Raw genomic sequence first — 25747 nt, forward strand, 5'->3', positions numbered from 1 at the left:
AGATATCTCATATTGCCTCTTACTTGTAACTTATTCATCATTAAAATATAATAATAATTGAAAGACGTGTTTTAATTTTCTGTAAATATAGTACATAGAAATAATAGTATCAAGATTATCATGATTTTTTAGGGGGGTAAAGTAATGATTGTTGTTGATGAAACATGCTGCATTTGTGGTAATTTAAGTACTTTTGAGATTATGGAGGGGGCTGCTTGTTTTAGAGAGGCTAAGTGCAGTTCCTGTGGAGCGCGTCTAAGAAATTCTGACTTGGCAAGGGTGCTTATTGATGAAATTGCATATCCTTCTTCATCACTTAAGGATTGCTTTCATACTTTCAAAGAGATGCGTATTTTAGAGGCTCAGGCTTCAGGACCGATTCACGAAGCTTTCAAGCAATTACCCGGTTATGTTTGTTTTGAGTATTTTGATGGGGTTAAGCCTGGAGAATTTGTAGATGGTATTTTATGTAATGATCTTGAACACTTGACCTTTGATGATAATAGTTTTGATATGATTATCACACAAGATGTCATGGAGCATGTGATAAACCCTGACAAAGCCTTTGCTGAAATAAGTCGGGTGCTGAAGAAAAATGGTCGTCATATCTTTACAATCCCCTTCCACGAAGGGCGATCTACCATTTTCCGTTCCGAACTACCTCAAATCCACCATGGAGATCCCCTCCGTAGTAGCGGTGCACTGGTGAATATTGATTGGGGAGATGATATTGGAGCATTCATTGATAAGCACGGAATGAAAACAACTTCAGTAATAGCTCACCGATTTTATAGACCTGAGGAGATTACTAATGTGGATCAGAGCTATGAGGAATATTTAACGACAGAACGTATAAAATATTTTCGCTATAATTCTATCGTGTTTGTCTCTGAAAAAGTGGAACCTGAATAATAATAAGTTGGATGAAGCTATAGTCCTTTAAAATCAGTGCATGGATTTAAATAAAATTTAACATAGAAGAATCAGGTGGAGACGCTACTTCACCTGATTCAAAATCCATTTGCATCATGAAATTAGTTGTTTTATCTACAATAGCCTTAATCCAATAAAATAGTTTTATAAAGAATCTATTACCCTATTTATGATGAGACTTCGTCTTTACATAGCTTGACCATTGTGGATCCTTCCAGAAAAAATTGGTGTTGATTTCCTTCCTGAATTAAATTCCATACCTTATTTTTGTCAATCACTGTTGTTCCCGCCAGCATGTCAATTCCATGTTCAATGGATTAACGGAACACAAGTCTTAACAGTGTTTCCTTTTGTATCCAGCATACTTGTTATTTTGACATCTATTCCATAAGCCGACTTTAAATTTTCTTCCGTCACAACTTCATCAACGCTTCCCACCATAAAAACATGATTCTGCTGCATCAAAGCTACCTTGTTGGAACACAGAAACACATGATTAGGAAAGTGAGAAGTCATAATGACCCCCAACCCTTTTTGGGAAAGTCTGTTAATCTGCTGCAATACACGTATCTGATTGCCAAAGTCCAAATTAGAAGTAGGTTCATCCATAATCAAGATCTCTGGCTGTTGTGTCAAAGCACGGGCAATCAATACCATTTGTCTTTCTCCACCGCTGATTTCCGTATAAATTCGGTCTTTTAGAAAAGAAATTCCCAGTGTTTCCAATGCGTGTTCTGCAATTTCTTTGTCTGTTCTGGAAGGGGATGCAAACATCCCCAAATGAGCAGTCCTACCCATAATAACAACATCCAGAACAGTAAAGGGGAAAGGTGGCGTATGTGCTTGAGGGACATAGCCCACAGCCTTTGCCAGTTGTAGTTTTGAAGCGTTTTGAATATTTTTCCCATTTAATAATATCTCTCCTCCTAATAGTTTCAAAAAACCTAAAATACTTTTAAATAAAGTGGTCTTCCCCACACCATTAGGTCCTAATAAGCATAATATCTCTCCTGACTGGATACTGAGAGAAATATTTTTTACTACTTTTTTTGTTCCATAGCCACAAACAGCACCTCTGACTTCTAATCTCATATCCATCCCCTCTTTCCCTTCAACAAAAGATAAATAAAAAACGGTGCGCCTATTAACGAAGTAAGAATACCAAGTGGAATCTCCAAAGGAAATGCAGTCCTTGCCACATTATCCACGATTAGAAGAAATATACTCCCCACCAAAAATGAAGCCGGTAATAATACTTTATAATTGGGACCCACAAGCATCCTTACAAAATGAGGTATAACCAGACCAATCCATCCAATCATGCCACACACAGAAACAGAAGCAGCCGTCAAGAGTGTAGAACAAATAACAATCACCAGTCTGAGCTTAGATGTATCAATGCCTAAGGCTTTTGCTTCTTCTTCTCCAAAGGATAAAACATTTAATTTCCATCGGAGAAGCAAAAGAGGTACAGCCCCTAATACAACAGGAATAATCATCATCCTAACATCCTTCATCGTAATACTTGACAATCCTCCCATCAACCAAAAGGTAATTTCAGGAAGTTTACTGTAAGGATCCGCTAAATATTTTGTCATAGAAATGAAGGAGGAAAACAAAGTTGATACCACCATACCCGTCAGTACCAATACCAATACAGCATTATTTCCCCTTCCAATGATGCTGCTGACAACAAATGTCAGTGCTACCGCCCCCAGTCCCATCAGAAATGAAGACGCTTGTATTCCTACGATTCCCAAAGACATCAAAATGCCTAACGCTGCTCCAAAACCCGCTCCCGCTGAAGCCCCCAAAATATCAGGAGATACCATAGGGTTTTTGAATAACCCTTGGTAGGAAGCTCCTGACACAGATAGTGCAGCGCCAACAAGCATGGCAGCAAATATTCTCGGAATTCTTACTTTAAATATTACTGTCTCAACAGTATCCGGCCATGTGGCTTCTAGTCGGAATATTTTAGAAAAGAAAATATTCAATATCTCGGAGATAGAAATCGCGTATCGCCCCAAGGTAAAGGATATGAAAAAGACTGCAATAAGCAAGAAAACCAGAATAATCATCATGTAGTTTATACCACAAGTTAGTTGTTCATATTTACGAATACCATGGGTTTTTATACTCTCTTCTAATTCATTTACCTTTTGCACGAAAACACCTCCCTATCTATTCGCCTCCTGCATTTTGAAGTAATTGCTTCACTTCATCATCCGTCAGTTTTTTATTATAGAATTTTTCATAATATTCTTTAACCTCTGCCACTATGTCTATATCTACAAACTCAGGATATAAAAGATTTGCCAGCCATTTTACACCGATAATGCGATTTACGGAAGGTGGACGGTCAAACCAGTCAAAAGGATAAGAAGGAATTTGATAAACCCTTTTGTCTTTGACAGCCTTAAGTCCCTGCCAGTCGCTATTTTTAAACACATCAGCAAAGAATCCTTCTCCTCCTAAATCTTTATCATAACCTGTAATAATTATATCAGGGTCCCATTTGAGCACTTGTTCCAAAGATACTGCGGAACGCCCGTATCCTTGTTGCATAGGTACATCTGCAACATTGATACCACCTACAAAGTCAAGAACCTCCGTGTGAGAAGAACCCTTCGGATCTGTTTCAAGTCCTTTTGGTCCCTCTGCATAATACACGCTGACTCGGCTTTCCTCCGGCACGCTTTCTACTTGCATTTTTATAGTTGAAATGGTCTTAAAACAATAATCTGCCAAGTCTTTACATCGATCTTGTTCTCCCATTATGTCTCCTACAAATTCGTATGCTTTGTCCAGTTTATCAAGTGGTGCTTCTACCATCACTACCGGTATTCCGATTTGTTCCTGTAGATTATCCGCCAGTTCTTTCTGGGAATCCCCCAGCTCTCCAATGGCAAAAATAACATCAGGATGTACACGGATAATTTCTTCTATATTCCCTTTATTATTCTTTCCTGACCATGACCCGAGAACTGGCAAATCCCAATACTTTTCCGGAATATATTTTTTCTCCCCCTGTGCCAAAGGAAACCCCCATCCTGCAAGCTTGTCCGGATTAATGGTATAAAGCAGGACAATACCGATCTGACCCGTAGTATAAACCTTTTTAATTTCCGTAGGAACCTCCACAGTACGCCCTGCCATGTCTACAACCTTTCTAGTCTCATTGCCCTGAACATTACTTTTTTGTTCATCCATTCGCTGGGATTGTTCTGTAGAAACCTGTTCATTTTGTTTTTCAACAGCTTTACCACAGCCACCAAGCACTAGTGATACTATTAATAAAACTACTATCATCTTCATATACGCCTTAGCCTTCATAACCGTATCTTCCTTTCTTTTAAACCTCTCTTAAATTTCAAAAAAATCTCTTGCATCAAATTCAATTTTTTTTCCTCTTCGAAGCATGTTTCGAAGTTCTACCAGCCTAGCATCCAATCGCTGCAATAGTTTAAGATTTCCACGCTCTACTTGACTGGTTTCTATGATTTTACTAATTCCACCATTTTTAATCACAATTCTTTTATCCCCCAACAAAGCCAAAATAGGGTCATGGGTAGACATTAATACAATTTTTTCTTTCTTAACTAAAAGCTCTAGGGCTTTCTTGCGATCAACTCCAGCATTTTCAATCTCATCAATTAATACAATAGGAGATGTGCTGAGAAGAGCTGTATCCGCAATCATCAAAGCTCTGGATTGTCCGCCACTTAAAGCGGTAACTGGTGTATCCATGGTAAACTTTTCTCCTGCCAGTTCATTCGCACACTGAGCAATCATCTGTACTGCTTGGTCAATATGAGAGACCATGCGACTTTCAGCATGCATTGTCACAAATTCCTCCACCGTCAGGTCCATAATGAAGTTCATATTTTGAGATAATTGAGCCACCAGCTTATGTTCTATGGAAAAACGCTTATCTAGAGGTGGAATCTCTCCATTAAGTAGCACTCGTCTTCCTGTAGGGGTATCTTTTTGGGCTAGACATTCTATATCCGCCAGCAATCTGCTTTTCCCAGAACCCGTTGCTCCAACAATACATATAATTTCACCAGGTTTCATTGTCAAAGTAACATTTTCATGATTTCCTGATTTATCCTGTCCCCCTATCACTGTAATTTCCTCTATAGTCAAGCTTGATTGCCTCTTAAGTTCACTTATTTTTTCCATAAATCCAATAAAGTGATTGAGTATTTGTTCCCGTTCCATGCCACAATCTTCAAGAAAGTCATCGGCAAGATTATATAAAAGTTCCTCAATTGTCAGACTGGTATGAAAATTTCTTATTCCTATGGAGATGAAAAAATCCTCTACATAAGGATGCTCCTTTACGATTTGATCTAGTGTTGTTGATAATATGTATTCCTTCATTTAAATCACATTCTCCAAATCCATCTTTTTTATGTTGCCTGTCTGATAGTCCCCTCCGATTTTTGTTTCTCCCAAGCAATAGGAGCACAATGCAGCCGGCATGGAAAACCTTAAACGCTTTCCTTCAAGATCCAAAACATCCATGGCACTTTTAAGCTTTATACTGAGGTCAAAGGCTCCCTGTCCAGTAATGCCATTTACAAATGTTATAAATGCCCTGGGATTTGCCTGCTTTATTCTAAAGGAAAAAACTTCTCTTTCAGCCTGAGAAACAACATCACCCTTTGTGACAACTACGATATCTGCCAGCTTCAGCATAGGTCCTATCTTTTTTGGGGTATTCACGCCAGAAAGACAGTCAATAACGCATACAGCCAAAACCTCCTTGATATGAGGGGAACAGCGGTTGCATAATCCAGCACTTTCGCTGATTAAAAAATCATACTGCTGTGTAACTCCCCAAGCTACACAATCTTCTATATTACTAATAAAAAAGTGATCTGGGCAAAGATTTCCCGAAAGCCCTACCTTCACCGTTATACCTGCCTTTTCATACAGTTGGTCATCATAGGTGGACAGGCAGTCAAATTTCACAATACCAATTTTAAAATTCTCCCTCTTAAGGTATTCCATTGTCTTTAATATGACAGAGGTCTTTCCCGATGAAGGGGGTCCAGATACTGTAATTAGTCGCATTTATGCCATCTCCTTCATTTCAGTCTTTTTTTCCCAGTGTTGCTGAAAAATCCCTACAACATACTCCTTAAGCTCCTCCATTGAATGAGATTTAATATAATCCCAGCCCAGCCACTTAAAGCTCGCTTCCACTGGAAGCTTATTATCAACTTCAGCATTACTTACAGGGAAGTAATTATCTGCAGATCTTTGTCCGTAATCAAAACCAATTAAGAAATCAATAAAAGGCTTGTACTTCTCCATTGCAGATTCCTTTACCAGTGTATAAATAGGCGTTGTCAAAGCACCATCTATAGGCCAAATGATTTCAGTAGTCTCTGTTCTTGGACAAGATTTTGCAAACATCCAGGGTATGACATAAACTGCTGCTCCCTCACTGCTATTTGTACCAGCAGTCTTTGCCATCTGAGAAGCATGCCAGCCAGCCTTTATATTGGCTGCAAGCTTCACCAGACCCTCTTCACCATGATCCTTGTAAATATAAAGAAGAAGGTCTTCATGAATATCACCATGAGAAGCCCCTATAATGATATTATCAGCATAAATAGGATGCAACAGATCACTCCATTGTTTTGGCACTGGCAGCTTCCCAAGTTTTTTTTTGTCAATCAACATCACCAATGGAAATACAGAATATACAGTATACCATCCGTCGCGATCAATCAATCCAGCTGATACAAGTGCTTTGTGGACTTTAGGCTGCGGCACTGCTTTAAAATATCCCTTATTCACGAACTTCTCCACAAATTCCTTCCGAAAAAAGTCTCTAAAACCTACCGAAGCAATAACTTCTGGCAACTGGTTGATATGATCAGCCTTCCATAAATTCTCATAAGGATCTTCACTACTACAACCGGAAGGTACATAGTACTTAAAATCCTTATCTCCGGTATCTGATACATATTTCTTCAATACCTCTTCAAAGCACTCACGAAAGGTAAGTTTTAAAGGACAATAGGTATAGCCAACAAAATTTAACTTTTGCGCTACATCCTCATCTTGTTCCTGCGTTATGTTAGCTTTTTCTGCTATCTGCTCTTCCAGCATTTTTATAAAAAGCTCCTGATTTACCCCTTTTACCTTAAGGGCAGTTACTAACATCATGGACTCTCCCAGCATTTCAAGCAAACTCTCTTTTGTACTTGCATTGAATCCATTAGCCGCAAATACAGAAAGGGTTTCTGGATATTGCTCTATAATGTCTTTGATTTTACTATTGAGTCTTATATCATTGATCTTCATGCTAAAATCACCTCATTTCTAATTTTTTATTTTTTTAAATACAATCCATATACCTTTTTCGTCATCGGTTATTTCAAAGTTTGAGATGCCTATTTTCTCCAATATTTTTGTAAAGTGCTCAACAGTATTACCTGCAACAAATTTTTCTCTGCCTTTAGGCCATTCACTATCACGCTCTTTCATTTTTTTATCCACTTGTTCTTGCAATTCTTTGTTGCCAAAACCTCCACCGATATAAGCTATGCCTCCATTTGTAAGAACTCTGTAGATTTCCTCAAAGCCTTTTTTCTGATCCTCCCAGAACCATACCGATCCCCTGCTGATACATAGGTCAACCGTTTCATTCTCCATAGGTATTTGATGTACATCAGCAAGCAATGTACAAGTTCTTTTCTCTATACCCCAATCAACTGCCCGTTTTTTGGCTATCACTAAAGCATCTGCCAATTTATCAAGAAGAATAACCTCCATATCAGTAATCTGTGCCAAAGAAAGCCCTAAATGTCCTCCACCACTACCTATATCAAGACACCTGCCAAAATTTATTCCTGTCTTTTCCTTGATCTGTTGTGCGATTACAGGATAAATTGGAAAAAAAGGCCCATTTGCAATTTCATCAAATTCGTAAGCTTTACTGTGCATTCCTCCACCCCCGCCACAATTTTTATTATGCATTCACCAACACACTCCCATATGTAATGAATCACTGTTAAAATAAGCAACAGAACTTTTTTAGTTTTTCCTCACAATCCCCCCATCATTTTAGATTTATTAAAGTAAAAATAATAAAACTATCACAGTTACTACAAAGAAAGTGATCATCTCCTTTTTAAGGTTTTGTATGTATATTGTCTAAGTATAAATTTTCATAAATAGACATAACTTAATTAAAACTAGAAAATTTAATATTTTTGTCTATTTATGTAATGTTTTATTATGTTATATTATACATAGCTACTGATAAAAAAGCAATAAAAAATAAATAAAAATAGTGAATATTATGATAATATTGCTAAGTAATCGTTTGAAAATTATTTGCTATTTTATCTGAAAATCAGTGTTGCAGCTGTTTTGATAGCCTATTTTATAAACATTACGAAAATCTTTATTTAATTGTTACTTTTAAAAACATCACCTATGCATCTATATTTTACGCTAATTCACTTCGTTTTGTATTGTAATGATATTTTATGTATTGTTTCGTCATGTAACATTGTGTTGTTTTCATGGAAAATAAAATTCGAGGATGTAGTGCTTGACCTCCCACTTACATAAGTAGATAACCCGAATCTTTGATTTGGTGTTAGTCACTTAGTTTGTTCCCATAGAAGTGAGGGTCTTAGCAATACATCGAAGGATAAATAAAGCAAAAAACATCTAATTTTATCTACCCATAACATAAGTAGATAAAATTAAATGTTTTTTACTATAAAAAGTTAGTTTATGATGAATTATTAAGATTTCACTCAAGAGCTTTTTTACTACTGTATAGACATAACAGTAAAAAGCACTACTCAAACAAAAGTTGCAAAATTTCCCTTTTTGTTTTTGAAAACCCATTGGTACCTATGATGGAAATAGATCTTGGTCTTTTAAAAGGAACTTCTACTTGTCGAATAATCCGCCCCGGCAGTTTACTCATCACATATACCTTATCAGCCAAAATTAATGCTTCTTCCACATCGTGTGTAACGAACAATATCGTCGGTTTGATCTGTGCTGAAATTGATAACAAAAGCTGCTGCATTTTTATACGCGTCTGAGCATCTAATGCAGCAAATGGTTCATCCATCAGAAGCATCCTTGGTTCCAAAACCAACACTCTTGCAAGTGCTACCCGTTGTTGCATGCCACCAGAAAGTTGAGCGGGATAGTAATTTTCAAACCCTTGTAAACCCACTAACTCTATGTATTTCTTGCATTTTTCCTTGATCACTTCCTGTTTTTGTTTATGCAACTTAAGTCCATAGGCAATATTTTGTTTAGCGGTAAGCCAAGGAAAAAGTGTAGCCGATTGAAAAACTACAGCCCTTTCAGGAGACGGTGCTATAACGGTTTTGCCCATGAATACTACTTGTCCTTTATCCGGTTTTTCAAAGCCAGCAACAATATTTAAAAGCGTGGACTTACCGCAACCACTTGGTCCTAAAAGCGCAATGATTTCTCCTACCTCCATATACAGCGAAACATCTTCTAAAACCTTCAAGTTCCCTTGTTTTAAAGGATATGAAAAATTTTTTTCAATTTTGTCTATAATTAATTCTTTTTGATTATTCATTTTATAACACCTTCGTTATATGGATAAATCAAGTTACACACCTTCATCAGTAATCTATCCGTGAGTCTTCCTAAAATCCCTATGCAAATCATTGCAGCAGGGATCATTTCCATTTGTCCCAGCATCCGAGAGTCCATCATCACAGCGCCAAGGCCTCTTGATACCCCGGTTAGTTCTCCCAACACCAGATACGCCCATGAAACACCTAAACCAAGTCTTAACCCTACAACAACCGAAGGAAAGGCATAGGGCAGTATAACCGTTGTGAACAAAGTAAACTTGTTTGCCCCTAGCATCCTGCCTGTCCTCAAAAACACTAAAGGAACTTCAGAAGCCCCATGAGCCACATTTATATATATAGGAAAAAAAGAAGCCAAAGCGATAAGAAAGATGGTAGTCTTTTCTCCTATACCAAACCAAAGCATAGCCAATGGCAACCATCCAATTCCTGGTATAGTTCTGATTATATGCACCGTAGGATCAATCATTCGTTTTATCAGCTGAATTCTCCCTGTCAAAAAGCCTAATAAAAGTCCCCAAAAAACCGCCAGTCCAAAACCATGAATAACACGAATACTACTTGCAATTAGATTCTCCATCATCTTTCCAGAATAGGGAGTAAGCTTTGCTGTACCAAACACAAAGTCTACAATAACCTGAAAAAATCTTCTTGGACTTGGCAGTAAATAGTGTGGTATGCTGCCACTTGCAGTGACAAAATACCATGCGGCAAGAAGAAGCAAAGGCAAAACAAATCCAACAAGATCAAGCTTTTCCCAAAGATGTTTCATTATTGATTTCATTATTTTAGTTCCTTTTCAGCCTGTTTAATGAAACTTAAATCGAACATCCCATCTATATCAGGCATTTCACTAATCAGTCCCTGTTCCTTCATACGCTGTGCTAAATCCTTAACACGATCTATGTAGTTCTCATCAATATGCCAAAATAATTCTATATTATTTGCAGCAACATCCAATACTTTTCTATCTGTTCCAAATGTCACAGCCTGATCAAGCCAAACACTTTTATTGGTATTTAAGTATTCTGTTGCTTTTACGTGAGCTGTTACAAATTTTTGAACCATTTCTGGCTGATTTTTAATCTTATCTTTTGTTGTCATCATACCACTATTGATAACCCCAATACCCTCATTATGGTTGGGATATGCCAATACTCTTCCATAACCTTCAGCAACGGCTATAGAAGGATAGGGCTCACCGCTATAAAATGCATCTACAGTTCCTTGTGCTAAAGCTTGACCCATATCAAAAAAATCTATTCTTATAAGTTCCACATCCTTTTGTGGGTCTATTCCATTTCTTTCAAGCACTTCAAGCAAAAGCAAATGGTGCATCGTTCCCGGCACATAAGCAATTTTCTTTCCTATCAATTCTGCTTCTGTTTTGATATTTGAATCCTTTCCTACCACCAAAGCAGAGCATTTATTGGACAAACCAGAAATAACTACTACAGGTTCTCCTTTAGATGCAGCTGTGATAGCAGTAACCATAGTAGTACCACATAGATCAAGACTTCCAGCTAATAATGCAGTCTTCATATCCCCTGGATTTGTGAAGTCCATAATCTCTACTTGTTGCCCCGCTTCCAAATAATCTTGATAAAAAAAAGGTTGAATCGTTTGAGCAGTTTTCCATGTGCCCACCTTTGCATCAACAGAGACTTTGGCAGTTTTGCTACTGCAACCTGTAAAACTAAGCATAGATGTTATACATAAAGCCAATGCTATTAGTTTTCTCAATTTTATTCCCCCTTTGCAAATACTTGATAACCACTGGAACGAAACCACTGTTTTGCAGTATCAGGATCGAAGCCCCTCCATGCTTCCTTTGAGCTGCAACACATATCCCTCGGTATTGCACCAGTTTCAACAACCGCCACATTAGCGCCCCACTGAATTGCCAGCTCCGAAGCTTGATGTACACATATATCAGGTGCACTGAATCCAGCAGCCAATCGGGTTACAGCAACGATTTGAGCCAGCCTCTCTTTAGAAAGAGCAGGAAATTCACCTAGAGGCGTACCCTTTACAGGTACTCTTGCCATTCCTCCAGTAACAGCAGCTTTATATCTCATAGCAATCAGGAAAGCATCTGCAATTTCTTCATTGGTATGCTCTACACCTATAGGTTCTACAAGAGAAACCAATTTCAAAGACGAATTTTTAACGGTTTCCAGAGTCGCAAGCCTATCACTTGGATTAAACTTCGTATCTATGCCCTCTCTCAGTCTCAAAGTATGGTAGATAAATTCCAACCCACTATTCGCCATTTTCGCCGCTACTTTTTCATCAAATTCTCCGACATTTGCACCAAGTTCATATTCTCCAGGCACAACTTCTTTGATTTTTCCAGCTAAGTGAATGAGTTTGTCCAGATTATAAAATTGTGTTGTACGAAGTACGATCCATCTTACACCCTCATGAACATATTTTTTAACCATACGAATCGTTTCATCTTCACTAAATTCACTTTCTTCTTTCACAATCCCCCACTTTTCACCTAATGAGCAGTAATTACAGTTCATTGGACATGCTCTATAATCAAGTCCTATTGCTGCCCAAAGATACGCTTTGTTTTTACATACCACAGAGGCTACCTCTCTTGCCGCCTCACCTAGTTTTTCAGCTTCTTCAGAGTTTGGATGAATTTTAAGTAAAGAAGTTATACTTTCTCTATCTAATATTTTTCCTGATAACGCAGTTTTCTTTGCTCTCCTAATCAATTCCAGATTATTCAACATGAAACACCCCCTTCTCATATGCATATCTATACATCGGTATATTTTTTTCTTAACTCTATCAGATAAAAAGGCAGCTGCCTGGTTCAACACATCATTGCAATAAAAACACTTAACTATCACGCTGTAAATCATAGAGAACTATTTTGATTTAAAACCTCCTTTGCATCTTCAATAATTGCTTCAATCGTCTTCTTATAGTCTTCCAATGTTTGAATCCAGGTTTTTAGACATTCTTTTCCTGAAGCAGTTATTTTATATACCTTCTTTGCTGCTCCCACATCTTCAATATTCCATTCAGAAGACACCAGTCCTTGTGCCTCTAAGTTCTTCAGGGTACGATAAATACCTGCTTTATCAATTTTTTCACCCTTAAACACATTTTTCGCTTCAAGCTCTTGAATAAGAACATAACCATGTAAGTTTTTATTCACAAGAAGGGAAAGAATATTAGGTTGCAGCAATTTATCAAGATTGTTTCCTTTACAGGAACACTTGATATTGACATCCATTAGACTTCGTCTACTATTTGACATAATCAATCACCTCTTTTTTAGTTTATCATCGATGGAAGGTATTGGCAACGATTATTTGTATTCTTGTATAAGACAACCGCTTACTTCGATGGAACATGCCAATCTTGAAAATATGATTATTTTGGAGATCTTAGCCTGAACTAAAGAAAGGGCTACGTTAAAATATAACAATAGAAAAGGTATATTCTAATTTTCTGTAAATGTGCTAAATAGAAATACTATGCCGGAAATTATAATGATTTTTTTGACGAGATAAAGTAATGATTGTTATTAAAAAATTAAATGGAAACGCTACTTTATTTAACTGATTTATAGCATACAAGTTTTAATAGCGTTTCCTTTTCTTGCTATGATGGTCCCATCCCTTGAGATTTGTTTTAATTTTGCAACATCGATGGCACCAAGTTATTAATCGCAAATAAGCTATGCGTTGTTTCAATACTTATCTATCGTTACTTTAATATCTGCAGGCTTCCCAAAATAGACTGATGAAGTGGCAATAGCATCAACATCTGTGGAGGCATATCCCTCTATATTGCTCTCATTAATTCCACCGGCAGCAATCAATGTAAGTTGAGGATTTATATGGCGTACTTTTTCAACCAAGCTTCTTAAATCAGAAATCGGTACTTTGTCAAACTGGAGACCATCTATATCTGTACCTGCTATCAACATAGCCTCAGTCTCATTTTCAACTTCAACAATAATTTTCTTCTCACACGCATTGATTTTTATCTGTCCTATTATCTGAGAAAGCCCTTCAAAATCCCCAAGAAAATTCACATGCTGTTTGAAAATTAATATCGTTTCAGATAATCCAAGTCTGTGTGGAAAAGCACCCCCTGCAATGATGGATTTTATAACCAGCTCCTTTGTCCCCGGAAAAGATTTTCTTGTTGAAACAATGGATATTTTAGGATTTACTGATCTGGCTTTATCAACCAACCTTTTTGTCCTAGTTGCAATACCACAACAGTACTCCAAAATATTTAAAGAAACCTTCCACGCCATATGAAGGTTTGATGCCAAACCTTCCGCTATTATGAATGTTTCGCCACTTTTAATTATAGTACCCGAAGGCAAAGATTGAATTGTTTTTATTCCCAACTTCCCGAAAATTCTCAATACCTCTTCTACCCCTGACAAAACCATATCCTCTCTTGTTGTAAAACAAATTTGTCCCTTTTCATTTCCAATTCCCATAACAAGGGTTGTTAAATCAATATAAGATACATCCTCCTTAAGAAATCGTTCAATTGTTTCATCATTAATATACATTATAAAATTCACCTCTTATCAAAATTTTTTATTAGTCTTCTTTATTTACTTCAACCCTCTTAAAGCCGTTTTTTTCAAAAATATTCATAGCCTCTTCACTTTGAAGATAGTTTAAAAATTCATCAGCAGCACTAAGATTTTTCGACGAAGATATAACAGCAGCAGGAAGAAAAACAGGATTATGAGAATTTTCAGGGGCTATCGCTGCAATTCTTACCTTATTAGAAGTTTTTGCTATCGTATCCCAGACAAAACCGGCCTCAGCATTTTCTGTTTCAACATAAGACATTACTTGAAAAAGATCTTTTCCCATCACCAATTTAGTCTGAAGTTCATCCCACATTGCTAGGGTTTCCAAAGTTTCTTGAGCAGTTTTGGCTGCAGGTACCGAATTCGGAACACCGATACCGATTTTCTTAACTTCAGGTTTTAAAAGATCTTCAAAACAATTAATAGACATATTGTTTTTTCCTGTAATCAATACAAGCTCGTCGCTGACTAGATTTACCCTTGTTTCCTTTAATATCAAGTTTTGCATTTCAAGTTCATCCATCTGATTTTCACCCTGTGAAATAAAAATATCTGTCGCAGATCCCTGTTCAATTTGATTCTGCAACCAGCCCGAAGGCCCATAATTGAAGGTTATCTGTATATTTTTCTTATCATCACAATAAATATTTTTAATTTCCTCAAGTGAATCTTTAAGGCTCGGCGCAGAAGAAACAATCAATTCTACATTCTCTACCGCAGAGGTAGAACGATCTCTTGAACATCCAATCATCCCTACCAACAATAAAATGACTAATACAGTATACCTATGCAACGTAACTTAATAATAGTTTTTATTTTCAACCCAGAAACCATTTTGCACTTTCTCCCTTTTTCAATATTTCATATTCTTAATTTTAATCATTACTTACTGTTTCTAAATCTACTCATTGCTTCGTCTCTTTTCTCAATACTTTTCAAAACTCTGTAATATACACCTCCATTACAATTTTATTGTGTACTTAGCAACACACTTCCCTTATGTAATGAATCATCATTATAATAAGCAACAAATTTTTTGAAATTTTTCCCCTCACCCCCATCAATTTAAATTTATAAAGCAAAACAACATAGTTATTACAACTGCTACAGAGAAGGTTATCATCTCCTTATTAAGATTTTTATGCACATTGTCTAGGTGTGAATTATTATAAATAGACATAACATAACTCAACTTAAACAAGTAAAGGTTTTAATCTATTTATATAATGTTTTGTTATGTTATATTATATATATCCTCTAATGAAAAATCAATAAAATAAATAAAAAATAATGAATATTTAAACAATATTATTGGGTGACAACCTAAGATCTATTTAGCACTCTATTTAAAAACCATTCATGTTCTGGATTTCGATAGACTTAACTATAAAATTCGGCTACAATTCAGGGGGAGTTTTTACTCCCACTAAATTGTAGCCGAATTTATCCTTTACATCTTTATTTCATCTTTTCTTTTTGTTATCCTAAAAAAGATACAATCTATATATCTGCATCCTACAGTACTTCATTCTGTAATTGTTTACTATCCTGCTGAAAATCCAATATAGTTGATCATATTAGTAGACTATATGCAAAATTTAAAATATAATGTATTTATATGTCATATTCTGCATTACTTACTTCAAATAGCAAGACTACTTAACGTACTAAATTAAGAAAAGATCTAAAACTACTTTATTATTTTATTTATTCGAAATAATACTTACCGTTTTTATCTGCAAAATATAAACCTTAACATGCTAGGATAGTAGATCATTTCGTGCCCTTAAGTACAACAGTAGATATGATTTTGTACAGTATTAAAAAAATATTGCGTGTGGAGGGTGATAAAATATGCAAAATTTATACAAAGCATTGCTATCAAAAGTGAATGAAGGTAATTCATGTGTCATGTTAACTTATCTAGATGTACATAATGATCAAAAAGGTTCTATTGAAAAAAAGATTCTTTTAACCAGTGAAAATATTAAAAACAAATCTTTTCCTTTTTGTGATGATGTTTATGAAATAATATCTCTTTCTTTAGAGACTGGAAAGCTTGAAATGGTCAATGTCGAGGAAAATAAAGCTATTTTAATCGAACCATTTCTTCCAAACCCCCGTTTGATTGTCTTTGGTGGCGGACATATAGCCAAGCCTTTATCAGAATTTGCTTCAAGAATAGGCTTCTCTGTTACTGTTGTAGATGATAGACCCTCCTTCGCCAATGCAGATCGTTTTCCTGAAGCTGAAAACGTGATTTGCGAAAACTTTGAAAAGTCCTTTTCCTCTATAAATCTAAGACAATCTGATTATGTGGTCATTGTAACAAGGGGACATAGACATGATGGTGTGGTTTTACGAGAGGTTTTAAACTATGACCTTAGTTATATGGGAATGATCGGATCAAAGCGCAGAGTAGATGCTATGATGAAAGAATTACTGAGGGAAGGATTTGCTAAAGATAAACTGGATTTGGTTCATTCTCCTATAGGATTGGATATAGCTGCTATTACCCCCGATGAAATAGCGATTTCCATCGTATCTCAACTTATCAGTTGTAAAAACAAAGGTATTTTAAGGAAGTTCGGCAAAAACTTTGTCCTTCCCGAATTTGATGGAGAAGTGATGGAAAAGATATCTGAAAAATCATCCATCCCCAAAGCACTTATAACAATATTATCCTCTAAAGGATCTGTTCCAAGAAAAGCTGGTGCTAAAATGGTGGCGTACTTTGATGGAAGAACTATTGGAAGCATTGGTGGAGGCTGCAGCGAGGCAGGTGTCTTAGCTAAAGCAAGAGAAATAATGATGGACAGGGGATTTTTCATTGAACATGTTGATATGACCGGTGATGTGGCAGAATCTGAAGGCATGGTATGTGGTGGGGTGATGGAGGTACTTGTAGAAGTCTTTTAGAATATTATAAGGATATCCGTACTGTAGTTTTGATGCAGTACAGATTATCCTTCCTCTGCAACCACTTCTACATGGAGTGGTTGCTTTGCTACCAATTAAAAACTTCCGGAACTTTTCTTTCAGGCGAAGTCAGTTTTGATTTCATATAGCCTATTGTCATAGGACAGACAAGCTCGTACTCTGATGGTACACGGTATTTTTCCTTAAACTCTTTAGTATTAAGGGTATGTTCAGCAAAACCAATCCAGCAAGTCCCAATGCCCATACTATGTGCAGCCAGCATAATATTCCCTGCCGCCAAAGAACAGTCATAGAGATACCAATGGGATTTTGTATTTCCGTAAATTGCAATAAGTGTAGAAGCATGATTAAATACGCTATAGGTTGGATTAAGTAACCAGCTTTCGTATTGCTTTAAATAGGGGTAAGCATCAAGGTTTCTTAATAAATAAGTCTTGGTATCCTCTGAAAGCTTTTGAATCTCCTCTTTTCCTTGAATAACCACAAAACCCCATGGCTGCTCATTTGAACCTGTAGAGGCTTTCGTACCTAATGTCAGCAATTGATGAATTGTTTCGTTAGACACTTGTTGGTCGGTGTAGGCACGAACGCTGCGTTTTTCATTGATACAATCTAAAATATTCATAATTTCACTCCTTTAATTTTGAATTTTTTACCAATGTTTTCCTACCTTAGAATAACATATTCTATGCCAATAAGCAAAATAATACATCCCTCTTCCCTACTTACACGCATCATTACCGCCCCCAAAAAGGTAGTTTTGATTTCAAAAGTAAAAAAAGAATTCAAGCTAATTCTTGAATTCTTTTTCACTGATACTATAAGTTTTATTACTTAGCTTCTCTTAAACCAAGTGCTGCTTCAACAGCTTCTATCGTTCCTTTACTTGATCCAGTTGCTCCCGAGACTACGTCCACCTCTGTAGACTGAAGTTCAATAATCTTTTCAATCACTTCCTCTACAGCTACATCTCCAATACTACCTGTTTCATTCATTTCTACTATTTTAATCTCTGTAATCTTACCATCTTCTACTTTTACACTTAGTTTAATATCCTCCTTAAATCCTTTGCCAGTGCCTTCATATACACCATCCCTATATATTCCAACGGCGGATTCTTCATTAGCAGCTACGCCTTTTTCCCCACATCCTGATACTAGTACACTTATCAACATTGGAATTACTAATAAAACTAATTTCTTTTTCATCTCTAATCCCTCCTGATTCTTTTACCATGAAATATTTATAAGATTATTTATCTTCTAAGGAATAGCAATAAAGCTGTGGAATATCTCAGCCTTATTGCTATTCCTGAAGTTTTTTGATGATCTTTTCTGCTTTAAGTGCTTACAATGTTTCATTTAACATTTCAATCGTTTTCTTAACAATTCCTGCTGCAACACCGGCACAGCGCTCTTTACGTTCTGTATCGCCAAATCCACAGCCTTGAGCATCCATAAATTTCCCCACTGAATCAGCACATAATACCGACTCAGCAACAGTAGTAGCTAAACCTAACTCAGCTGGCTGTATTTGTGGGAATGGATATTCCTTGTACCAATTCCATAGATCTCCTACTAACTTTTTTTGAGTATCTGCATCGCATACTGTACCTATACATGCTGCAGCTACACCTAATGAACCACAAAGGCTTGCCTGCCCCGCATAACCTGCAGCTGCATTAATAAATGCTTCAGGTGGTATTTGGTTAAATGGATAGCCTACCTCGTCTGCCAATGAACCGAAGAACCCTTCGGATACACCAATACCTCAGCCACCTTTTGACAAGTAGGCATGGTACGCTCTTTCAGCCGCCTTATCAGCATCGAGTTTTGCATAAGGAAAAGGCCATTCGGGTTTTCCCTTTGCCTCTACAGTTGTTTGTACTTCAGCTGTCGTTTGATCTGAACAGGCAGTCAAAATACCTCCAACACCACCAAGAAGCGTTACGCCAGCAATGGATGCTCCTACACCCTTTAAAAAATCCTTCCTTGATATTTCTTTTTCCTTCTTTTCAATGGTCATTGATTCCTTCTCCTCCTTTATACCTTAAAATGATAATAAGTTAACACTACACCACCTGCGAATAATTACTTTCCTTATATAATAATTATAATATAGTTTAACTTATATCAATAATAAGAGTTGTTTATGATATATAATAATGATTTATATTCGTTTAATAATTAACAACAATTCACCTTCAAAACCAATTCGATTTACCACAAAAGATATTTCATGATATAATGATTATTAGAATTAATAACAAGTTTTATCATTGAACCTACTATTAAGTACTCATTAGTGATGTTTCCAATAAACATACAATTTCTCTGGGGGAGAAAAACTTATGAACCTTCAATATTTAAAGGCTTTCTATGTTACAGTACAGCTAAATAGCATTTCCAAGGCAGCAAAGGAACTCCACTTAACCCAGCCAGGTCTTAGTATGCAAATTCAATCTCTTGAAAAAGATCTTGGCGTTACTCTTCTTACTAGAAGTAACAAGGGGGTAGAACTTACAGAGGCAGGGACGGTGGTTTTCGACTATGCTAATACGATTCTTTCTATGCAAGACAATATTGAACGAGATTTAGCCAGTCTTAAAACCAATAGGAAGGATTTATTGGTCGGTTCCTGTAAAGCTGTGGGCGAGTATGCACTTCCCTGTAGTATTTATATCTATAAGCAAGATCACAGGGATATAAATATAAACTATAATATTATGAATTCAGAGGAAGTTATGAACAATCTTTCTGATAGAACAATCAATATAGGCATCCTTCACAGCTATATGGAAAGAAAAAATATAAAAACCGAAAAGATAACCACTGACAGGCTGATTCTTGTTACTTCTTTGCCTTTTTTAAAAAATAGAATTACAGCAAATGAACTCAAAATGCTTCCACTAATATTTAGGGAAGAAGGTTCTGGAACAAGGGCAACCGTACAACAACATTTAAAACCTCATCATATAAAAATTTCTGATTTAAATATTATTTATGAATTAAATTCTATGGAAGCTATAAAAACCTCTGTTCTATCAGGTAAAGGCATTTCCTTTATTCCTGAATTAACCATCAAAAGAGAGCTGAGGGATGGAATTTTGCGGGAAATAGAAATTGAAAATATTCCTATGAAAAGTGATTTTTATATAGCCTATCGACAAGATCACCAATTTGCCAGCTTCGAAAGTGAGTTTATTGATTTTATTAAGTCCTCTAAACGTGGATTTTGCTAAAAAAAGCAGCTTCTAAGATTATCTTAGAAGCTGCTTTTTTTAAAAGGACTTAAATAATATTTTACTGCCTAACCAAGCCCCAACAAACATGAAAACAGCAAAAACCCAGCCATGTAATGAGAAGGATGGAATTGCACTAAAGTAGGCGCCAATATTGCAACCAAAGCTTAGTCTTGTGCCATAACCCATCAGGATTCCTCCAGTTAGGGCGAAAAAAAATTGTTTCAGATTTTTAATTTTCTTCCACTTAAACTGATTTGCCCATAAAACTGCTAAAAAAGCACCTAGCACAACTGCAGTGTTTAGCACTGTATGAGGATTGACTAGAAAACTATACCTTTCCTTTAATCCATGATGATAAACATTAAAATAATACCAATTAGCAGGATCAAATCTCAGTTTCTCCAGTGTGAATCCTCCCCAGTATAATAATCCTCTAGTAACACCCCAAGCGGAGCCAGTGATAAACAACAGACAAGTATTTAACACTGCTAATAAAATCCCGCCTACCCAATAGGGCCAAGGTTCTTTTAATATTTTGTCATACAGCCTCATATTCTTCTCCTTCTCTTTCAGGATTATCTAGCTTTTTCAATATAAATCTCCCACTCACCTTCTGCAATCTCAATATAGTCAATATAATGTCCTTGTTTTTTCGTCCATTCAACGACATTAGCAATAGAGCAGTTATGGTCTGTATGCATAATTAAAATATCACCAATCTCCATTTTCCCTAACTGCTTTAACGCTTTTAGCAAGGGGATTGGACACGCTTCATATAAACAATCCAATTTGTACTCTGCCATGATCCTCCTCCTACCTATTTCTCATCATATTGTTCTTTTTGTCATACCAATCGGCAATATAATATAAAACACAAAGTAATATTAATTGTAAAATCAGTGAAGGGAATAATCCCAAATATTTAGGAAGGTATACGGTTGAAGCCTTAGCTATCAATACTTTATCCCAGAAAGAAAAATGGCTTGCACCAAGGATACTACCAATAATAAAGCCTATCAAAGCAACCAACTGCATCATATAGCCTTCTCCTAACCTCATAAGTGATCCTGAGACACAACCTCCCGCCATCACCATACCTACCCCAAACAAAATTGCTCCAATAGCAGTATGAATTCCCACAGGACTCAACTGTCCTGGAACTGCTGTAAGCAGATAATTAGGATTCGAACCCACCGTCTTATATTGTATAATGAAGAATCCCACAGTTGATACCATAAAAGCTAAAAGCACAGCCTTCAAAAGAGAAGTACTTCCCATCATAATAGGATCTCTAAAACTAGCAGCAAAACAAAATCTAGAACGCTGCATGGTCATTCCTAATAAAATACCAATCATCCAAAAACTGCTTAAAGAAAATTGATATCGGATAAGCATAAAATACATCATGATCGCCATAATCGTCCCCAAAACAGCAAAGGGTATTTGATTGTTCTTTTTCCTAGTCTCCATTTGCCTTTGTTTTTTTAAGGCCTCAATTCTACTAGATGTCATGCAATCCCCCTCCCTGAGTTAAGCTTCTGATAACACGAACAATAAAATCATTTAATATAATTAATATTAATTAATTATATCACACAAAAGCACCCATTTATGAAGGTGCTTTATGTATAAAACAAATCTATGCTTTCTTTTTTTTGTAGATAAGTGACGAAACAGTAATACTTAGCTCCAATAATACTAGCATGGGTGCTGCTAGTAAAACCTGTGAAACTATATCCGGTGGCGTAAGTATAGCCGCTATAATAAATATTAATAGTATAAAAACTTTTCTAGATTTTTTCAAAAATGTTGGTGTGATTAAATTGAATTGCGTTAAAAGCATAACTAATATAGGCAGTTGAAAGGTGACCCCAAAGGATAATAATATTGAACTCATAAAACCAACATAACTTGCAAAAGAAAACAGAGGTTTAATTTCTTGTCGAGACATTTTTGTAAAAAACTGAATCGTGAGAGGAAGGATTAAACAATAAGCAAAAGCAGCACCACCAATAAAGAAAATCATGGACATAAAATTTGCCAGTACAACATAAATCTTTTGCTTTAAAGTCACCCCAGGCAGTACGAATCGCCATATATGATAGAGTATTATTGGCAAGGTAAGGATTATTCCTGAAACCAGTGCTATTTTAACATAGGCTAAAAATAAATCTGCTGGACTCAAGTAAATAAAGTTTAAATCTTCAACCGGCTGTATGATAAAGTCAACAAGGATATCAATATAAAAATAGCTAGCAACTGCCCCTATAATTACAACCAGTAAAATAATGATTGTTCTTCTTCTTAACTCTTCTAAATGTCCTACTAGCGTAAGTCTCTTTTCATCCATCTCATCATCACCAGCTTAACTTATGCTTCATCTTGATTTTTTTTATCAGCTTCACTAGTAATCTCTGAAGTTATATTGCTGGTATGGACTTTAAATTCCTTGATACTTTTTCCTAAAGCTTTTCCTATTTCAGGAAGTTTATTCGGTCCAAAAACCACAAGCGCTATAGCTAATATCAATATTAATTCTGGTGCACCTAATTTACCAAACACTATACATTCCTCCTTAAATATTTCTTATAGGTTTGATAAAATTATATCATTTTTCTTAGAATTCGTCAGTAGATACTAGTCTGAATATTCTAACTATTTGTTAATTTTCGATCATGTGTTCTCTCTACTTTCTTCATAAATCTTCATGACATCCTCTATTTTTCGTGGTTTACAAGTTTCAGAACTTTTTTTCTTTTATCCTCGTATAAATGAACCTTTATAGAATATAAACAATATTTATAGCAAGGATAAAGATTTTCTCTTCCATTGAAGAAGAAGTATATACCTCATCATCTGTATTTCTAATAATTATCACTAACATCCATGATTACGAAGGTAATATCATCATCAATAAACTTTGTTTTAGCTATTGAGCGAATTTCCCGATTAATGTCTTTTCTCAACTCCACAGCACTGTTGCTATTATTTCTATGTAATATTTCCTCCAAGGTTTCCTCTCGAAAAAAGGTATTGCTACTAAAATTTCCGATGAGACCGTCTGTGTAAAAAATGATGCGATCTCCTGCTTTTAATTGAATTTGAGCTTCTAGATACTCTGGTACAAATACTCCTCCTAATTTACATATAGGAAAACCTTGACTTTTATCCAACATCTCCATCTTACCTGAGCTGCGAATCAAAATTGGCGCAGTATTCATTCCAGCAGAGCAGTAAGAGAAAACACCCGTGGTTTTATTATATATCCCATTTAAAATAGCTATGTGCATTTCAACAGGAAAGTTTGATTTATTAAATTCATTATAAAGATGTAATAGAGTCTTCTGACAACTTAGCATTTCATTTTTAACAAAATTATTGTTTTTGTGGGCAACTACCCGTTCTGTGAAGATGGTCATCATAGCGGCGGAAGGCCCATGTCCAGCGACATCTGCAATATAAATGCCTATATTTTCATCATCAATCTCATATATATCATAAAAATCCCCACTCACATTTTGGCAAGGAATAAATTCAGAGGCAAAAGTCACATTGCCTAAGTTTAATGTTTTGGGAGGGAGTAATGATTGTTGAATTCGTCTGGCATATTGTAAATCCTTTATAATCTTTTCATTAGCATCTTCAAGGGCTTTTGTCCTTTCCTGCACCAATTTTTCTAGATTCTCTGCATATTTTTTAATTTTCTCTGTAGCACAACTTAATTTTATATAAGGAGAATCCAAATTTTTAATAAATATAGCTCTAAAAACAAAATAAGAGCTAATCACCTTATAGATATGTCCCACCATATTGTAACTATCATGTACATTAGAGTATAAAGTAAAGGAAGCTTCAGAAAAAAACCCAAAAGACAAGCCAACTGCCATTTGTATAAAGATAACATTCTTAGTATTTCTATAGTCCTTTAAAAATACCAATATGGCTATCCCTAAAAGAGCCATAACAACATATTCCAATGCTATTTTTAATGCAGTTAATCCTTGCCCTTCGATAAACATCGCAGGGAAAATATTTATATGGTATGAAACAAGATAAAAGATAAAAAAGATTATCCCTATACTTCCTAATACATAATAAAGTCTATTATGAATGACCTCTTTATGAACAGGAACCAGAGCCGCGCCTAACAGTCCCATAGCAAAGATCAATCGGCCTATCATCCAATAGGTAGTTGCTATAGGAATAGAAGCTTCTGTAAAAAAACCAGGCATACCACTATAGGTCATGGTATGAAAAAAGTCTATAAAACCAACGATGAAAAAGGTGCAAAACATTATAATCAATCTAGCCCTTCTATTTTTAGAATAAGTATAATAGGTAATAATAAAAATGGCAAAATAAATCACAATGGTGAAAAATTCTAAAAAAGTATGATAGTATAAAAAAGATTGCGTTTCAAAAATAACGTACCATTTTTCTCCATATATTCCTACTAATTGAAATAAAATCAGCAATCCTAACCAAACTAAGGATAAGATTACATAGTTTTTATCTATATGGATCTTCCTGTCTTTTTTTAATGTTAGCATTTATTTTTCACCTTCATTTTTTATATTTTCTTATTCTATATATTTCGCCATAAATATTGTTAATCCTCTTTAGATTTCCATTTTCTTCTATACATCTTTGTTATGCAAATGAAACAAAGATCCTCTCTAGGATCTTTGTTTCATTGATGAGATATATCAAGAAAGTCCTCCATCATTGTTTTAATTCTCTCTATTTCTCCTTGAGGAATTTTTTCATACCAAGCTCCATTATGATAATAACCTTCCCCCTGTAAAGAAGTGGTTTGTAAATTTTCCGGGTCAAATGAAGCGAATATTTTAATGAGTGCTTCTAATTCCTTTGCTGTAAGGGAGGTTGTTACATTGTCCCCTAGTATATTCATCATATCGTTTAGTTTCGTTAATACCCTAAGTGGTGTTATTTTTCCCGCCAAAGACTGAAGCGCCTGTTGCTGTCGTTCCATGCGATCATAGTCACTTGCATGTCTTCCATCATTACTTTGGCGAAAACGCACAAAGTCTAAAGCGTTTTTTCCATCGAGAATCTGTTGTCCCGGCGTTAATCGAATATTTGTGCCATCAATTGGATCATCATATTCCATTCTTCTTTTTACTTCAACTTCTATGCCACCCATTAAATCTACCAATTCAATGAACCCTTCAAAGTCTAGTAAGCATAATTGGAAATTCATCATTGTACTTATCTCCATTTTTCTCTAATATATTTATAGTATTTAAAGCAACTTCATCTATTTTTTCATCAACAATTTCATTTTTCATCATTTGAACAGTAAAGCTTGGGCGATTGCCCGCCAGTAGTTTTCCATATCTATCCCGAATTTCTCCTCTAGGAGCAGGCAAATGTATAATCCCTTGGCCTATTGAATTAAAAAAT

General features: G+C 35.7%; 29 protein-coding genes. 3 read left to right on the plus strand and 26 right to left on the minus strand.

Features of this window, described 5'->3' with window-relative positions; genetic code table 11:
* Positions 1–144: 144 nt before the first annotated feature.
* Positions 145–912 carry a class I SAM-dependent methyltransferase gene (locus BJL90_RS19150; RefSeq protein ID WP_070971944.1) on the plus strand — a complete coding sequence of 256 codons (768 nt, stop codon included), beginning with the start codon at positions 145–147 and terminating at the stop codon, positions 910–912.
* A 330-nt stretch (positions 913–1242) separates the two neighbouring features.
* Here the strand turns inward: BJL90_RS19150 and BJL90_RS19155 are convergent, their stop codons facing one another.
* From BJL90_RS19155 to modA, 14 genes are all read right to left on the minus strand, one after another.
* Positions 1243–2025, minus strand: a complete 783-nt coding sequence (locus BJL90_RS19155; protein ID WP_070971946.1) for an ABC transporter ATP-binding protein — start codon at positions 2023–2025, stop codon at positions 1243–1245.
* Positions 2022–3101: a FecCD family ABC transporter permease gene (locus tag BJL90_RS19160; protein WP_070971949.1), complete on the minus strand. Its 1080-nt coding sequence runs from the start codon at positions 3099–3101 to the stop codon at positions 2022–2024. Before BJL90_RS19160 ends, BJL90_RS19155 begins: the two co-directional genes overlap by 4 nt.
* A 16-nt stretch (positions 3102–3117) precedes the next feature.
* Entirely contained in the window at positions 3118–4269 is a 1152-nt protein-coding gene (locus BJL90_RS19165) for an ABC transporter substrate-binding protein (protein ID WP_070971952.1), read from the minus strand.
* A 30-nt stretch (positions 4270–4299) separates the two neighbouring features.
* On the minus strand, positions 4300–5319 hold the full coding sequence (locus tag BJL90_RS19170; protein ID WP_070971955.1) for an ATP-binding cassette domain-containing protein: 1020 nt from the start codon (positions 5317–5319) through the stop codon (positions 4300–4302).
* The gene (locus BJL90_RS19175) at positions 5320–6015 is read right to left on the minus strand and encodes a GTP-binding protein (protein WP_070971958.1); all 696 of its coding nucleotides are present in this window, start codon (positions 6013–6015) and stop codon (positions 5320–5322) included.
* Complete coding sequence (locus BJL90_RS19180; RefSeq protein ID WP_070971961.1) at positions 6016–7257, minus strand: ABC transporter substrate-binding protein; 1242 nt, start codon at positions 7255–7257, stop codon at positions 6016–6018. It lies immediately after the preceding gene.
* Positions 7258–7275: 18 nt separating this feature from the next.
* Entirely contained in the window at positions 7276–7932 is a 657-nt protein-coding gene (locus BJL90_RS19185; protein WP_236904958.1) for a class I SAM-dependent methyltransferase, read from the minus strand.
* An 835-nt stretch (positions 7933–8767) separates the two neighbouring features.
* On the minus strand, positions 8768–9535 hold the full coding sequence (locus tag BJL90_RS19190; RefSeq protein ID WP_070971964.1) for an ABC transporter ATP-binding protein: 768 nt from the start codon (positions 9533–9535) through the stop codon (positions 8768–8770).
* Positions 9532–10338: an ABC transporter permease gene (locus tag BJL90_RS19195; protein ID WP_236904959.1), complete on the minus strand. Its 807-nt coding sequence runs from the start codon at positions 10336–10338 to the stop codon at positions 9532–9534. Before BJL90_RS19195 ends, BJL90_RS19190 begins: the two co-directional genes overlap by 4 nt.
* Positions 10338–11297, minus strand: a complete 960-nt coding sequence (locus BJL90_RS19200; protein WP_236904960.1) for an ABC transporter substrate-binding protein — start codon at positions 11295–11297, stop codon at positions 10338–10340. The genes BJL90_RS19195 and BJL90_RS19200 overlap by 1 nt, the downstream gene beginning before the upstream one ends.
* 2 nt (positions 11298–11299) lie before the next feature.
* Positions 11300–12298, minus strand: coding sequence for a biotin synthase BioB (locus tag BJL90_RS19205; protein ID WP_070971967.1), 999 nt, complete (start codon positions 12296–12298; stop codon positions 11300–11302).
* A 128-nt stretch (positions 12299–12426) separates the two neighbouring features.
* Positions 12427–12831, minus strand: coding sequence for a PadR family transcriptional regulator (locus BJL90_RS19210; protein ID WP_070971970.1), 405 nt, complete (start codon positions 12829–12831; stop codon positions 12427–12429).
* Positions 12832–13266: 435 nt separating this feature from the next.
* Positions 13267–14109: a ModD protein gene (modD, locus tag BJL90_RS19215; RefSeq protein ID WP_472234860.1), complete on the minus strand. Its 843-nt coding sequence runs from the start codon at positions 14107–14109 to the stop codon at positions 13267–13269.
* A gap of 31 nt (positions 14110–14140) precedes the next feature.
* Positions 14141–14932 (minus strand): molybdate ABC transporter substrate-binding protein, encoded by a 792-nt coding sequence (modA, locus tag BJL90_RS19220; RefSeq protein ID WP_070971973.1) that lies wholly within the window; start codon positions 14930–14932, stop codon positions 14141–14143.
* A 1061-nt stretch (positions 14933–15993) separates the two neighbouring features.
* Here modA and BJL90_RS19225 point away from each other — a divergent pair.
* Positions 15994–17058: an XdhC family protein gene (locus BJL90_RS19225; RefSeq protein WP_070971976.1), complete on the plus strand. Its 1065-nt coding sequence runs from the start codon at positions 15994–15996 to the stop codon at positions 17056–17058.
* Positions 17059–17146: 88 nt separating this feature from the next.
* Here BJL90_RS19225 and BJL90_RS19230 read toward each other — a convergent pair whose 3' ends face one another.
* The 4 genes from BJL90_RS19230 to BJL90_RS22885 all read right to left on the minus strand — a co-directional run bounded on the left by BJL90_RS19230 (position 17147) and on the right by BJL90_RS22885 (position 19104).
* Positions 17147–17704, minus strand: coding sequence for a nitroreductase family protein (locus BJL90_RS19230; protein ID WP_070971979.1), 558 nt, complete (start codon positions 17702–17704; stop codon positions 17147–17149).
* Between the two features lie 205 nt (positions 17705–17909).
* Positions 17910–18287, minus strand: coding sequence for an FMN-binding protein (locus BJL90_RS19235; RefSeq protein WP_070971982.1), 378 nt, complete (start codon positions 18285–18287; stop codon positions 17910–17912).
* Positions 18288–18426: 139 nt separating this feature from the next.
* Complete coding sequence (locus tag BJL90_RS22880) at positions 18427–18846, minus strand: C-GCAxxG-C-C family (seleno)protein (RefSeq protein ID WP_257786417.1); 420 nt, start codon at positions 18844–18846, stop codon at positions 18427–18429.
* Positions 18847–18849: 3 nt separating this feature from the next.
* Positions 18850–19104: a hypothetical protein gene (locus BJL90_RS22885; protein WP_070971988.1), complete on the minus strand. Its 255-nt coding sequence runs from the start codon at positions 19102–19104 to the stop codon at positions 18850–18852.
* Positions 19105–19429: 325 nt separating this feature from the next.
* Between BJL90_RS22885 and BJL90_RS19250 the strand changes: the two genes are divergently transcribed.
* Entirely contained in the window at positions 19430–20320 is an 891-nt protein-coding gene (locus BJL90_RS19250; RefSeq protein ID WP_070971991.1) for a LysR family transcriptional regulator, read from the plus strand.
* Positions 20321–20359: 39 nt separating this feature from the next.
* Here the strand turns inward: BJL90_RS19250 and BJL90_RS19255 are convergent, their stop codons facing one another.
* The 8 genes from BJL90_RS19255 to BJL90_RS19290 all read right to left on the minus strand — a co-directional run bounded on the left by BJL90_RS19255 (position 20360) and on the right by BJL90_RS19290 (position 25713).
* The gene (locus BJL90_RS19255; protein WP_335617860.1) at positions 20360–20902 is read right to left on the minus strand and encodes a YeeE/YedE thiosulfate transporter family protein; all 543 of its coding nucleotides are present in this window, start codon (positions 20900–20902) and stop codon (positions 20360–20362) included.
* The gene (locus tag BJL90_RS19260; RefSeq protein WP_070971997.1) at positions 20899–21126 is read right to left on the minus strand and encodes a sulfurtransferase TusA family protein; all 228 of its coding nucleotides are present in this window, start codon (positions 21124–21126) and stop codon (positions 20899–20901) included. The genes BJL90_RS19255 and BJL90_RS19260 overlap by 4 nt, the downstream gene beginning before the upstream one ends.
* Before the next feature lie 10 nt (positions 21127–21136).
* On the minus strand, positions 21137–21835 hold the full coding sequence (locus BJL90_RS19265; RefSeq protein ID WP_205684251.1) for a YeeE/YedE thiosulfate transporter family protein: 699 nt from the start codon (positions 21833–21835) through the stop codon (positions 21137–21139).
* 127 nt (positions 21836–21962) lie between these two features.
* Positions 21963–22673 (minus strand): twin-arginine translocase subunit TatC, encoded by a 711-nt coding sequence (gene tatC / locus BJL90_RS19270; protein ID WP_070972000.1) that lies wholly within the window; start codon positions 22671–22673, stop codon positions 21963–21965.
* A 20-nt stretch (positions 22674–22693) separates the two neighbouring features.
* A complete protein-coding gene (locus tag BJL90_RS19275) occupies positions 22694–22885 on the minus strand; it encodes a twin-arginine translocase TatA/TatE family subunit (RefSeq protein WP_070972002.1) in 192 nt (63 codons plus the stop codon).
* Positions 22886–23187: 302 nt separating this feature from the next.
* The gene (locus BJL90_RS19280; protein ID WP_070972004.1) at positions 23188–24873 is read right to left on the minus strand and encodes an MASE3 domain-containing protein; all 1686 of its coding nucleotides are present in this window, start codon (positions 24871–24873) and stop codon (positions 23188–23190) included.
* A gap of 140 nt (positions 24874–25013) precedes the next feature.
* On the minus strand, positions 25014–25547 hold the full coding sequence (locus BJL90_RS19285) for an LCP family protein (protein WP_070972009.1): 534 nt from the start codon (positions 25545–25547) through the stop codon (positions 25014–25016).
* Positions 25513–25713 (minus strand): hypothetical protein, encoded by a 201-nt coding sequence (locus tag BJL90_RS19290; RefSeq protein ID WP_070972012.1) that lies wholly within the window; start codon positions 25711–25713, stop codon positions 25513–25515. Before BJL90_RS19290 ends, BJL90_RS19285 begins: the two co-directional genes overlap by 35 nt.
* Between the last annotated feature and the right edge of the window lie 34 nt (positions 25714–25747).

This window comes from Clostridium formicaceticum (assembly GCF_001854185.1).
Classification (GTDB): domain Bacteria; phylum Bacillota; class Clostridia; order Peptostreptococcales; family Natronincolaceae; genus Andreesenella; species Andreesenella formicacetica.